Raw genomic sequence first — 13,171 nt, forward strand, 5'->3', positions numbered from 1 at the left:
TTGCTCGAATTGTCATATTATGTATAATATAGCTTATTTAATGTGTTATGAATGTTCATCCAAGTTACGAATTCTGGGAAAGTGATTTAGAAGTTCCGGTTAACCTTTTACTAGATCGCTTTCAGGATTCTAAGATACGTCAATCTTGGTTAGATTCTCTTTCTGGTAAACAACTGAGCATCATTTTTCAGCATTGCTTTAAAAGTCATTTAAATGGGCAACTTTTTCAGGACGGAGACTACGATGATAGATCCACTCAACAAAAACGTAAGATACTTGCCAGTTACTCTGACTCTCTTTTTAACTATTATCTCATTAGCCACTTTGATCGTACAAAACTTGAGGCTACAGTCAGTGAAGTAGCAAGATTTGCTCTGACTGAGAAGTTAATGAGATCGTATCTGATAAAAAATAATACCAAGTATGATAAAAGATCCTTGTTGTTTTTACTATTTCACATAAATTGTGAATTTCTAAAATCTGTCTATCATTTTGATAAAGTACAAAAGAAAGGTTTCATATCATTTGCTCTACAGAAATCACCAAGACAAATAAACACTTCATTTAAAGAGTTTATGTCACAAGAAGCTGTAGAGCAGATACTTAAGGATGATGACCAGTTGCAGGGTTTTTTCCATCATCAAGATCGAATATATATGTTTGTACGTCGAGGAAGTGACATGGATTTACTGCTTAATTCAAACAAAGTTGTTCATGGTCATAAACCTGAGTGGATGATTTTAGATTTCTCTCTTGATGGCACTCAGGTTAATCTCTGTGCTAAAAATACTAATAAAGCTGTGGAAATAGCAAATAGCATTGTAAGTGGGTATTTTGACTGCGAATGTACTTTTGTAAATATACAAGATAAGAACTTTCCACTACAAGTGCACAAATTTCTTCAAGCATGTATAGATGGTTCTGACTCTGACATTTGTATATTTGAGTTAAATTTTAAGTCAGATTATTTTAAAAATAGTAATACATATCTTACTTTAAGTGTAAAACCGTATGATCCTATTGCACCAGAGTTACATATTTTAAAGCCATCTATTGGCAACATACTACAATCTATTCAATCAGCTAAAGTAATGTTCCAAAACAAAAAGGTAACATTTTCTTTCAAAATAAGTGGGGAAGTTTATTATTCAGAGCATCCACTCAATAAAAAAGAAAGAGAGGACCTGAAGAAACATATGGAACAATCTTATGGTCTTAAAATTCTTTCACGAGCAAATTGCTGATCTTTTAAGTTCAAATAGTTCTTGGATCAATCCAAGCCAAAATCATATTAAAGCAGCAAGATACTTATTCGATCTTGGATGGATAAAAATGCAAGAAAGGTATTATATTGTTTGCTCTCGTGAAGAAGATCATCTTGATTGGCCAAATGTAATTGATCCAAATTGTAGCAATGAGATTTTCATTGATCCAGACTTTGATGAAGCATGTGATGACGCTATTTGTGAAAACTGTTCTCGTCATATTTTACCTAATACTTATCAAAAACAGAGATTTCATCTCTTATCCATATACTTAAATACAGAGAAAATCATAGACTGGTTTGAAACAAAGTTGAATGATTCAAGACTTATGTGGGAAAAAGTAGAAAAAGGAGTTTATTATATTTGTAATCAAGGTCGCATTGTAAATCTAATAATCCTTGATTTTTGTACTGATGCGATATTTTTAGCTATAGATAAACTTAGAGTCCATCCGACAGTTCTCATCACTCTAAAAAAAGATATACCTAATCTATTATTGAGCCTATATATAGTGCCAATGGTAGAACTGTTTTGTCAGCTTAAGACTTTAACTGAGATATTTCAAGAGGCAGCTAAAAGAGGAGTACCAGAGGTAGTAGAAAATACTTCTTTGCAAGTTTTACCAGCTTCATATATTTCGCTTAAACGTGTTGAACCAATTGTACCAACAAAGCTTTTGGAGTTACAGGTAGTTAAAGGTATGGTATATGTTAATAGTATTGAAGTTATAAATAAAAAAGCTGCATCATGTCTTAATATTTTTCGAATATTATTTAGGCAATTTTTACATGACTGTGAGAAAGAATTACCACCTGAAAAACATACGCTTCTCAATATTAATCAGTTAGAAAAGCTCTTGGGACTTAGTTTAGAAGCAGATTTAGAACAACAAATCAGAAAACCATTAAATAAAATGCAAAGAACAATCAAATCTATACTTGCTGAGAAATTAGGATTAAGTATTGAACGTGATGATGTAATACAAACACTTGGTTGGCAAAGATTATCACATGGTTATCGAATTAACCCTTTTACTTTGACCATAAAAAAATAGAGTTTTTTGTTATCAAAAATAGTTTTTTTCAGCTCCATGAATAAATTTTCCCACCCCACGTGCAAATGGTCCTGTTTTTACATCAAGCCATTTATCCTCTTTTGAACCATTAGCCATTCCTTTAACTATTTGCTTTGCCTGTAAAAGATCTTGCACTATACGCTCTAATCTATCTCTTCCCATACTATGAAAAGTTTCAGGTAGTCTAGTGTGCCGTAGAGACACAAGGAATGTTCAAGTAAGAGCAAACTAAGTGCAAAAGCTACGCAATAGATGGGGGTGGGCCCCTCGGAGCCGGCTTACAAGAGCAGGCTTCAAACAACCATAAGCTGCTTTGGTAAAAAGCTAAGGTAGTGAGCGTTATGGAAAAGGCGCAAATATGCGTCATGTGTAAAATAGAGAGATGAATGAAAATGAACCACTGATAAAGTGTCGAAAGGAATTGGATGATGTCAAAACCAGGGGTTAGACTTAACCTGGGATAAATCTATCGGGAGCTTGTTTACTGGATAGATGGCGTCCGGCATAGAGGTGGCATGAATCTATTTTGGGCTATTGCGTGGAACTGCGGGAACCTGTCGTTTCGATGATAAGGGAGAAATCCAAGGAGCTGATCTCTGAGGATGAGAGTACCGATGCGGAAAACAGGGGCGGATCAGCTCGTAGTAGTGAAGAAGTTTCTGTAATGGAAATGGAGCGAAGGAGCTGAGTTATTTAGTTTTAGTTATTTATCAACCGAAAGGGAGGAGTTAATGAATAAAACAAAGTCTTTTGATATACCAAAGCAACTTATTTGGAGAGCTTATAAACAAGTATCGAAAAATAGAGGTGCTGCTGGTGTAGATGGGGTTTCGATAACAAAGTTTGAGGAAAATCTAAAAGATAATCTATACAAACTATGGAATCGTATGACATCCGGAAGTTATTTTCCAGAGCCTGTAAAAGCTGTAGCAATACCGAAAGATATGGGAGGAGGACAAAGAATTTTATGTGTTCCTTCAGTATCAGATAGGATAGCGCAAACAGCAGCAACAATGTATCTCGAACCGTTAGTGGAGCCAAAATTCCATGAGGATTCATATGGTTATAGATCGAATAAATCAGCATTGGATGCGGTAGATACAGCGCGTAAGAGATGCTGGAAGTACGATTGGGTGGTAGACCTTGATATATCAGGGTTCTTCGACAATCTGGATCACGACTTAGCACTTCAGGCTATCAAGAAACACACAGACTGCAAATGGGTCATACTATATGTTGAAAGGTGGATGAAATCCCCTATACAACTTGCAGATGGCAGTAAAGTAGTTAGGGATAAAGGAGTTCCGCAAGGAGGTTCAGTTAGCCCAATCATCTCTAATATATTCATGCATCATGTGTTTGATATATGGATGAAAAAGAACTATCCGACGGTACCATTTGAGAGATATGTGGACGATGCGATAGTGCACTGCAGAACAGAGAAACAGACAAGATTTGTGAAAGTAATGATCGAAGAAAGATTGGCTGAGTATAGGTTGAAATTACATCCTAAAAAGACACAGATAGTGTACTGTAAGGATGACAATAGGAGAGATGAATTTCCTAAACAAAGTTTTGATTTTCTGGGTTACACATTCAGACCCAGGTTAGCAAGAAATAAAATAGGGAAGCATTTTGTTTCATTTCTCCCAGCAATTAGCAACAAGGCCAAGAAAAAGATTACTACAACCATAAGATCATGGAAAATGCTACGAAATACGCATATAACATTAGAGGAGATATCAGGAAAAGTAAATCCAATAGTCAGAGGCTGGTATCAGTACTATGGCAAATTTTACAGAACTGAGGTCTACAAATCTCTAAAGAATGTAGAGCGGCATCTAGAAAAGTGGGTCAAAAGGAAATATAAGAGACTCAGGAGTCACGGAAGACTAGCAAGACAATTTCTAGGAAAGGTGAGAGATAGGTCTCCAAATATTTTCTATCATTGGACACTAGGTTTAGGGTCAAAAAGGCTAAATAATGGGAGCTGTATAAGCTGAGAGGTTTATGTACAGTTCTGCGAGAGACTGGTAGGGGAAGTTCCACTGGTCTAGTGTGCCGTAGAGACACAAGGAATGTTCAAGTAAGAGCAAACTAAGTGCAAAAGCTACGCAATAGATGGGGGTGGGCCCCTCGGAGCCGGCTTACAAGAGCAGGCTTCAAACAACCATAAGCTGCTTTGGTAAAAAGCTAAGGTAGTGAGCGTTATGGAAAAGGCGCAAATATGCGTCATGTGTAAAATAGAGAGATGAATGAAAATGAACCACTGATAAAGTGTCGAAAGGAATTGGATGATGTCAAAACCAGGGGTTAGACTTAACCTGGGATAAATCTATCGGGAGCTTGTTTACTGGATAGATGGCGTCCGGCATAGAGGTGGCATGAATCTATTTTGGGCTATTGCGTGGAACTGCGGGAACCTGTCGTTTCGATGATAAGGGAGAAATCCAAGGAGCTGATCTCTGAGGATGAGAGTACCGATGCGGAAAACAGGGGCGGATCAGCTCGTAGTAGTGAAGAAGTTTCTGTAATGGAAATGGAGCGAAGGAGCTGAGTTATTTAGTTTTAGTTATTTATCAACCGAAAGGGAGGAGTTAATGAATAAAACAAAGTCTTTTGATATACCAAAGCAACTTATTTGGAGAGCTTATAAACAAGTATCGAAAAATAGAGGTGCTGCTGGTGTAGATGGGGTTTCGATAACAAAGTTTGAGGAAAATCTAAAAGATAATCTATACAAACTATGGAATCGTATGACATCCGGAAGTTATTTTCCAGAGCCTGTAAAAGCTGTAGCAATACCGAAAGATATGGGAGGAGGACAAAGAATTTTATGTGTTCCTTCAGTATCAGATAGGATAGCGCAAACAGCAGCAACAATGTATCTCGAACCGTTAGTGGAGCCAAAATTCCATGAGGATTCATATGGTTATAGATCGAATAAATCAGCATTGGATGCGGTAGATACAGCGCGTAAGAGATGCTGGAAGTACGATTGGGTGGTAGACCTTGATATATCAGGGTTCTTCGACAATCTGGATCACGACTTAGCACTTCAGGCTATCAAGAAACACACAGACTGCAAATGGGTCATACTATATGTTGAAAGGTGGATGAAATCCCCTATACAACTTGCAGATGGCAGTAAAGTAGTTAGGGATAAAGGAGTTCCGCAAGGAGGTTCAGTTAGCCCAATCATCTCTAATATATTCATGCATCATGTGTTTGATATATGGATGAAAAAGAACTATCCGACGGTACCATTTGAGAGATATGTGGACGATGCGATAGTGCACTGCAGAACAGAGAAACAGACAAGATTTGTGAAAGTAATGATCGAAGAAAGATTGGCTGAGTATAGGTTGAAATTACATCCTAAAAAGACACAGATAGTGTACTGTAAGGATGACAATAGGAGAGATGAATTTCCTAAACAAAGTTTTGATTTTCTGGGTTACACATTCAGACCCAGGTTAGCAAGAAATAAAATAGGGAAGCATTTTGTTTCATTTCTCCCAGCAATTAGCAACAAGGCCAAGAAAAAGATTACTACAACCATAAGATCATGGAAAATGCTACGAAATACGCATATAACATTAGAGGAGATATCAGGAAAAGTAAATCCAATAGTCAGAGGCTGGTATCAGTACTATGGCAAATTTTACAGAACTGAGGTCTACAAATCTCTAAAGAATGTAGAGCGGCATCTAGAAAAGTGGGTCAAAAGGAAATATAAGAGACTCAGGAGTCACGGAAGACTAGCAAGACAATTTCTAGGAAAGGTGAGAGATAGGTCTCCAAATATTTTCTATCATTGGACACTAGGTTTAGGGTCAAAAAGGCTAAATAATGGGAGCTGTATAAGCTGAGAGGTTTATGTACAGTTCTGCGAGAGACTGGTAGGGGAAGTTCCACTGGTCTACTCTCCCTCTCCCTCTCCCTCTCCCTCTCCTGTCGTTGTTTATGTATTCCCGCACTTCCTGTATGAGTAAATGGATGTCCTGAACTAGCAGCTCGCGCAATTGAATCAATAAGATATATTTTAAGATCTTTATCGCTAATATTTTGAGCTTTTAATTGTTCAGTGATGTCTTCTAATAGCCCTGTTTCTTCATTTCTTAGGTAAGTACGTATGGTACGATCAGCTAGGCCATTTGCCTTAACAACAGCTCCATAAAATAAGGCATTTTGTCTTGGGATTTTTCCAATTGACCTAAAAATCATCGGTTTAGTCATATCCTCAACAGGCCAAAAAGCAAAAGAACACCTGACTCCATTTACGAGAGCAGAAGTACCTCGAATAGCATCTCGTGCTTGCTCTACTGTTGATATAGGTTTTTCTCCCTTTAATTTCCTCATATGATGTGCAGTAATTATTGAAGCTCCAGTGTTACATGCTAAATCAGATAATAAACACATGAGGTAATCTCCTACTGCTGGATCAGCATTTAAATCTGCATGAATGAAAGAAGCAAGAGGATCAAATATAATGAGCTTCAAATCTTTTACCTTGCTCAGCTGTTTCACTACAGACTCAAATTCTGGAGATATTTCTACAACTTTACCGCGAACATTCTTAAGTATGGTAAATGATCCTCCTATATTTGGCAGTGGTACAATAAATAGCCTATCTTTATATTTTAATCTTTCACATTTGGGATCAAGTCGTTCTAAGCGACGATGTATTTCATTTGTATCATCTTCTGCAGAAAATACCACAACAGATCCGTGTTCAGTAACAAGTTGGCCAAATCCACACACCTGATCTATGCTACCTGCAACCTTGAGGGCTAGGTCAAGAAGAAGCATACCTTTACCAGTATCACCCATTGCAGCCAAAATAGATGTTACACCCAAAGGAAATAATCCTTCAACCAAGAATCTTTGCTTTGGTACTGGGCCTACAAAACGTTCTACACTCCAGCTGAAAATATCAAGTGGTGGTTTAATAATTATTTTTCTTGAGTTTTTTTCGATAAATTCTTCAATATTTATTCTCTCTAACACACAATCAGCAGCATCCCAACTCTTTGGTTTATTTGGTGGAATCTTAAGCGTAGCAAGTGATGTAACACCAAGTTCTAAAAGTTTCTTTTCAGCATTTTTGGCATATTTATCACCTGGTTCATCGTTGTCCGGCCAAATGATGATATGTTTACCTTTTAGCGGAGTCCAATCTGTTTTATCAGGGGTAGCATTTGCTCCAAACATTGCTGTTGTTGCAGTTATTCCTTTCTCTATAAGTACTTCTGCGCATTTTTCTCCTTCAACCAGAATAACCTTATCTGATTTTAAGATACCTGGAATGTTGTAGAGCGGCCTTATCTCCGGCTCTTTGAATCTTTGTTTTTTAACATCAAATGGTTTAAACTGTTTTTTCTCTAGAGGAGGATCATAACGGTAGACTATTACGATTACTTGATTGCTCTCGTCGTAGTAGTTCCAGCTACAAGTCAGGTATTGTTCTAAATCTCTAGTATTATTTTTTTCTTTGATGCCGAGCCATTCACTTATTGAAAGCATTACTTCAGGAAATTCTGTTTTCGCATTCTTCCCGTGTACTGTTGCCCAAAGGTCAATAATGTCACCACCTTCTCCTGTTGCAAAATCTTTCCATAATCCAGCTCTTTCACCTGTTAACTCTATTACAGTGCTTTTGCCTTTGTTACCCTGTACATCACCTACATAAAACTTATCGCCACGAAATGTTCCTCTTGGTAGTAGGTGAAAAAGACAAGATCTTATGTTTTGCAGAAGCTGAGTTTTCACGTTTTTGCAGACAAATTAAGCCGTAGCTATAACTTTAGAGTTCTGCCAACGCCCATTTACTCTGCTAATGAATTTTGCTGGTATTGATTTACCGTTTCTTAGCTCATATACTACTTGCAAGACATTTGCACGTTTATTTGGTTGAAACATTACCATACCAGACGTATAAAAACTTCTTAAAGCATTAGCACCAATTAAAGCTTGAAAAGGACTTTTTGCGAGTGTAGCTGTCGATACTTTTCTGGTATGACGTGTAATAATGATTCCAGCCATAGGATTAATTATAGAACGTAATTTTTCTATTCTGCTTTGCAGGCCAGGGAATATATTTTCATAGTCAATCGAATCCAAGACGATAAGATCTATCGTTTTAAATTTTTCCCCTATGATCTCTTTTATTCTCTCTATACCTTCATCATTTAAAGTTAATCTCATCTTTGTAGTAACAATCAAGTTTTCTTCTGCTAGATTTGGTAGCCTTTGATTAGTTATGATTTGTTGTATGCGTTCCCTGATATAATTGTACTCCATCTCATTTTGCAGATAGACTATTTTTAGTGGCCTTGCTGACTTCATCTTAAGAAACGACACTCCTGCTGCAAGATGTGCAAGCAAAGAGAGAAGAAAATAACTTTTGCCAACCTTTGGCGTACCACCAATGACTAAAAGACCACCTGGAGTGAGAATTCGTGGAGCTATTATATCTTCTGGTATTGGTGATTGATCACTCAAGTACTGCTTTACAGAAAATATTTTTTCTTCTCTCTCCTTTTTTTCTTCACTCTTTGATTTTTTATTGAGCCACTTTCTAGCAGAATATATATCACCCTTAATTAAAATCCAAAGATCAATAATATCACCACCAGTTCCTTCAGTAAAATTACGCCAATCACCAGCTTCCTTACCTACTATTTTAACTGTAATTGTATTTCCATTTAAGTCTCCAATATAAGTTTTTTCTCGGTAAAACTCACCATTTGGAAGTAGGTAAGAAACACACTCCTTGATATTATCAATCAATAACATCTTTAACTCTTTTTGCTTTTTAGACATAAAATTCCCATACATATTTTTTATACGTTTAAAGTTGAGATTAGCTAGCTCGCAAACAGTTTCAAAAGATTTTGAATTCAGCCAATGAATTGCTTCTTCTCTTAGCTTTGGGTTTTTTCCTACTGCGTCCTGAATACCTCTAGTAACGACAGCAGACCAAAGCTTTTCCTCGTCGTACTTCAAAATGGTACTCTGTCAATTTCATAATTTTTGCGGTATTCTGGAGTAACTACCGAGGCAATTTTGTTCTTCTCTCCATATTCATCAGTTATAACACCTACCTTTACTGTAAACTCTAAGCCATTTAATTCTGCAACTGAATTTAACTTACGAGCAAGGATTGCATTTTCTGAGTTATCATGTGGATGAATGTCACGTGCCGATTCCAAGATACTGCGAAGCATAGAACGACCCATTTCTCCCCAAGTATCTTCTGCTTTACTACTTTTAATACCAATTATTTGATAAATTTTGTGCTTTGCGTATGGGCCTTCAATAACGGTAAATTCTGTATTTAAATAAATGCTACCGGTAGTGGGGCTTTTAGTAAACCAATGCTCATAACCTCCAGGCTTGATTGTCATTTTTACCTTTACTATTGTACCTTTTGGTATCAATCTACTTTGCGGTTTTACAGTGTTAAAATCAGTTAATAGGTTTTGTAACATATATCACTCTCCATGTTTAAATTTTAAAACTTGCTTTTAATCTTTGTAAGCAGCTTGCCTAAATGCGGTTCTTCAACCATACTCAGGCGTCCACTGCGGTCTTTAGCTGGGTATCCCCAAGGGTTTAAAGTGTGGCAAACAAAAGAGCGTTTCTCCGTTCCATCATCTCTCTTGATTCCAACCATACTGATTACTTCATCAACTATTCCAGGAATCTCACTAGCAGTTTTAGTCCCTTCGCATTGAGGTAGCCAAATTGGACGATTGAAATCATCGAGATATTGACCTAAAGTGCCAACTATGATGATGTCTTTGTCTCTGATGTGTTGAAATTGATTGAGCCAAGCCATCATTTCCTGAGCAAGTAATCCATATGCAGCTCTCATGTCCTGTTTTCCCGATCTCTCAGAAAAAGCCTCAGGTTGCATTTTTGCCCATAATAGACATAAACGTGAAGCAACGGTTATACTATCTACAAAGATGCATCGGTATTTAGAAAACTCAGGGAAAAGATCTTTGTACTTACCAGATACATGTTCATGGTGTCTTTGGCTATATGCTTGATCATACTTCAGCGCAGGATTAGGCCCCCCTATAAGACAAGCAATATCTCTAGCTTCATTCCAAGTGCGAAGACTAATTGAATCTCCTTGCCAATCTTGAACAGCAAGAAGCCCTGCTTCAAAATCAAGGCAAAGTGTTGGTTCATCTACGGTCTTTAGGAGACTTGTTTTACCAATACCATAAGGACCAAAGATGACCATTTTTACAGTTGATATTGTTTGCAATCTTTCATTATTATTCAAAATTTTAAGAACCATTATTTATCCATGCTACGATGTATATATATACAAGAAAGGCAAAAATTTTGTTCAATTTTTCTTTTTGCCTTCGTAGTAAATAGGAGAAAGTTTGGCACGTATCTTCTTGATAATATTGTTTAAAGTGGTTCTTGAAACGTTGTTCATTTTGGCAACTTCATGTAAGTTAAAAAATTTAAGTTGCTCACATATATTTTGCCATTCCTTTGGTAAAACCGAGATCATATAGTCTACATCAATGCGTTTTGTTATTTCACCCTCAAGTAGCTCTGTTACATCGATACTAATATAGTTATTGATATCGCGTTTTGCACATCGCTGTTTCTTTAACAGGTTAATAGCTTTATTTTCAGTTAATCTTGCTACAAAGGTGTTAAAGCTACTTTTATCTTCATCATACTGATCAAGGCATGGCCAAATTTCACAGAAGAGTTCTTGCTCAAGATCTTCGTGAGCTTCATTAATAAAGCACTTAGCAAGTTTCAGTCTATAAGCTTGATATTTTACATTTTTAATAACTATATGGTAGTTTTGTAATTTCATAACTTTCCTTAAAAACAAATTGATGCTTTTAAGGATGAGAGTTATTAATGCTGTTATGTAGGACAGGAGCAAAAATAAATAATACTGATGCGATTTTTAATCTATTGATATTCTGTTATTTTTTTTTGAGAATAATACTGATGCAATTTAAAATAATACAGTTCAGGTTTTTGGAACCTATTTTGAATGGATTTCAAAGAATGGGTAGCTCAGGCTTCCTAAAGTTATATTAAAAATATATAAGAATTTCATATTTTGAAATTCAATATCACCTAAAGAGCTAAAAATGTGGATTTCGCTATTAAAAGAATAGCTTAAATTTTTAAGAGGAAAATAGTTGAAAAGTATGCTCTCTATAACCTTAAGTTCCGTTCCTAATTACTGGATTCCTAAATCAGGAATTAGGAATCAGGAATCTAAAACTAGCCTGTATGGCGGGTTTTCACCATGCGTTCCTAAAATCGTTCCTAGGAACGGCATATCTGAAGTCCGCCAATATGGAGGATTCTAGCTTCCTGAAACCCTTATATATAATATATATATATAATACATATATAAAAATATACACATATATAAAAACATATAAAATATCAGATTAGAATAATAAAAGAACCTCTGAAAGTAGAAAAATCATGTTTAGAAGGTTTTTAAATAAACATCTTCAAGAAAGAGTTAATTATAAAAAATTTTCAAAAATTGAAGATTTTTTGGACGTAATTTTTTCAAATCTTGTATATATATGTACTCGGCAATTGAAAGATTTGGTAAACAAATTGGCTGTAAAAGAGTTTTCATGTTAGTTGTTAAATTTCGAAAATTAAAGATTTTTTGGACATAATTTTTTCGAATCTTGTATATATATGTACACAACAACTGAAAGGAAATGCTCACCCTAGATCTTGGCAAACAAACTGGCTGGACTATTTTAAATGATGGAATAGTGCAAAGTGGAAGTAAGAGTTTTCATGTTAGCAGGTTTAGTGGTGGTGGAATGCAGTTTTTAAATTTTCGTAATTGGCTTAATTCACTTAAGTATAAATTTCCAGGCATTGAAGTTGTGTACTTTGAAGAAGTGAGAAGACACTTGGGAACTGATGCTGCACATATCTATGGAGGGTTTTTAGCACACCTTTCTGCTTGGTGTGAGGAAAGCAATATTCCCTATCAAGGTGTTTCGGTTAAGACTATTAAACGTTTTATAACTGGCAAGGGAAATGCAAGTAAAGCTGATGTTATTGAAGCAGTGCAGAAAAAGGGTTTTTGTCCAACAGATGATAATGAAGCAGATTCTTTAGCATTAATGTTCTATGTTATGAATTTTAGTAAAGATTTTAATACACTAGAAATATCATAAAAAGTGGGTCCTTTTGGCCAGAATAGCGGATTTGGTGGTCCTGACCTCGGGCCTTCTTTAGCGTTAGACATATTTCAAATGTTAACTACTTACGAAATTATAGCTGAGAAGTGCTTGAGCAGTGCTAAAAAAGGAGAAAAAAAGGTGAGAATTACGCAAGCAGAGTGGGCAAGGGAAAAAGGATTTTCGAGGCAATATGTCTGTTCTTTAGTAAAAAAAGGAATAGTTGAGCTGGAAGATGGACTTATTGACCGAGAACAAGCAAATGAAGCGGTAGCAGCAATAAGAGATCCAAGTCAACCACTGAGGAGAAAAGAGCGCGGAGAAACACTTTCAACGATATTGCTAAAAACGCGAATAAAAAATGAAACCGAGCGTGGTAAACTTTTGGAAGCTAAAGTGAAAGCTGAAATAGGCAAATTTGTGTCAATTGAAGAGGTAAAAACTGAAGCATTTAACGTAGCAAGAGTTGTTCGTAATAATTTGCTTAATATTCCAAATAGAGTTTCAGCACTACTTGCATCACTGAGTGACACTGAAAAGATTCATATGGTACTAACTGAAGAGATTACAAACTCACTCCAAGAATTATCTAATACTAAATTTCAAATATAAAAAAG

The 13,171-nt window shown here is 36.1% G+C and carries 12 protein-coding genes and 2 pseudogenes; 8 read left to right on the forward strand and 6 right to left on the reverse strand.

All coding sequences use genetic code 11. From position 1 onward, the window contains the following. Positions 1 to 47: 47 nt before the first annotated feature. Positions 48 to 1,244: a hypothetical protein gene (locus OOL05_RS00475; RefSeq protein WP_264730378.1), complete on the forward strand. Its 1,197-nt coding sequence runs from the start codon at positions 48 to 50 to the stop codon at positions 1,242 to 1,244. Next, a complete protein-coding gene (locus OOL05_RS00480; RefSeq protein ID WP_264730380.1) occupies positions 1,210 to 2,319 on the forward strand; it encodes a hypothetical protein in 1,110 nt (369 codons plus the stop codon). Before OOL05_RS00475 ends, OOL05_RS00480 begins: the two co-directional genes overlap by 35 nt. A gap of 12 nt (positions 2,320 to 2,331) precedes the next feature. Here the strand turns inward: OOL05_RS00480 and OOL05_RS00485 are convergent. Further along, a pseudogene (locus OOL05_RS00485) lies at positions 2,332 to 2,526 on the reverse strand (hypothetical protein); the annotation flags it as partial. Between the two features lie 379 nt (positions 2,527 to 2,905). Here OOL05_RS00485 and OOL05_RS00490 point away from each other — a divergent pair. From OOL05_RS00490 to ltrA (OOL05_RS00505), 4 genes and pseudogenes are all read left to right on the forward strand, one after another. Then, positions 2,906 to 3,028, forward strand: a complete 123-nt coding sequence (locus tag OOL05_RS00490; protein ID WP_255446080.1) for a hypothetical protein — start codon at positions 2,906 to 2,908, stop codon at positions 3,026 to 3,028. 43 nt (positions 3,029 to 3,071) lie between these two features. Next, entirely contained in the window at positions 3,072 to 4,343 is a 1,272-nt protein-coding gene (ltrA, locus tag OOL05_RS00495; protein ID WP_264377358.1) for a group II intron reverse transcriptase/maturase, read from the forward strand. A gap of 431 nt (positions 4,344 to 4,774) precedes the next feature. Next, positions 4,775 to 4,897 (forward strand): hypothetical protein, encoded by a 123-nt coding sequence (locus OOL05_RS00500; RefSeq protein WP_255446080.1) that lies wholly within the window; start codon positions 4,775 to 4,777, stop codon positions 4,895 to 4,897. Positions 4,898 to 4,940: 43 nt separating this feature from the next. Then, a pseudogene (ltrA, locus tag OOL05_RS00505) lies at positions 4,941 to 6,053 on the forward strand (group II intron reverse transcriptase/maturase); the annotation flags it as partial. A gap of 31 nt (positions 6,054 to 6,084) precedes the next feature. Here the strand turns inward: ltrA (OOL05_RS00505) and OOL05_RS00510 are convergent. The 5 genes from OOL05_RS00510 to OOL05_RS00530 are packed head-to-tail and all read right to left on the reverse strand — an operon-like array spanning position 6,085 to position 11,197. Continuing rightward, positions 6,085 to 8,112, reverse strand: a complete 2,028-nt coding sequence (locus tag OOL05_RS00510) for an AAA family ATPase (protein ID WP_264730383.1) — start codon at positions 8,110 to 8,112, stop codon at positions 6,085 to 6,087. A gap of 15 nt (positions 8,113 to 8,127) precedes the next feature. Then, entirely contained in the window at positions 8,128 to 9,348 is a 1,221-nt protein-coding gene (locus tag OOL05_RS00515) for an AAA family ATPase (protein WP_264730385.1), read from the reverse strand. Then, positions 9,345 to 9,833 (reverse strand): hypothetical protein, encoded by a 489-nt coding sequence (locus tag OOL05_RS00520; protein WP_015587751.1) that lies wholly within the window; start codon positions 9,831 to 9,833, stop codon positions 9,345 to 9,347. The genes OOL05_RS00515 and OOL05_RS00520 overlap by 4 nt, the downstream gene beginning before the upstream one ends. A gap of 23 nt (positions 9,834 to 9,856) precedes the next feature. Then, positions 9,857 to 10,654, reverse strand: a complete 798-nt coding sequence (locus OOL05_RS00525; RefSeq protein WP_077188248.1) for an ATP-binding protein — start codon at positions 10,652 to 10,654, stop codon at positions 9,857 to 9,859. A 51-nt stretch (positions 10,655 to 10,705) separates the two neighbouring features. After that, positions 10,706 to 11,197 carry a sigma-70 family RNA polymerase sigma factor gene (locus OOL05_RS00530; protein ID WP_264730387.1) on the reverse strand — a complete coding sequence of 164 codons (492 nt, stop codon included), beginning with the start codon at positions 11,195 to 11,197 and terminating at the stop codon, positions 10,706 to 10,708. Between the two features lie 883 nt (positions 11,198 to 12,080). On the opposite strand from OOL05_RS00530, the gene OOL05_RS00535 reads away from it, so the two are divergent. Both OOL05_RS00535 and OOL05_RS00540 read left to right on the forward strand, forming a co-directional pair. Continuing rightward, on the forward strand, positions 12,081 to 12,551 hold the full coding sequence (locus tag OOL05_RS00535; protein ID WP_007549851.1) for a hypothetical protein: 471 nt from the start codon (positions 12,081 to 12,083) through the stop codon (positions 12,549 to 12,551). A gap of 144 nt (positions 12,552 to 12,695) precedes the next feature. Further along, the gene (locus OOL05_RS00540; protein WP_007549853.1) at positions 12,696 to 13,166 is read left to right on the forward strand and encodes a hypothetical protein; all 471 of its coding nucleotides are present in this window, start codon (positions 12,696 to 12,698) and stop codon (positions 13,164 to 13,166) included. Positions 13,167 to 13,171 lie beyond the last annotated feature (5 nt).

Origin of the sequence: Wolbachia endosymbiont (group B) of Episyrphus balteatus (assembly GCF_947250575.1) — a bacterium.
Classification (GTDB): Bacteria; Pseudomonadota; Alphaproteobacteria; order Rickettsiales; family Anaplasmataceae; genus Wolbachia.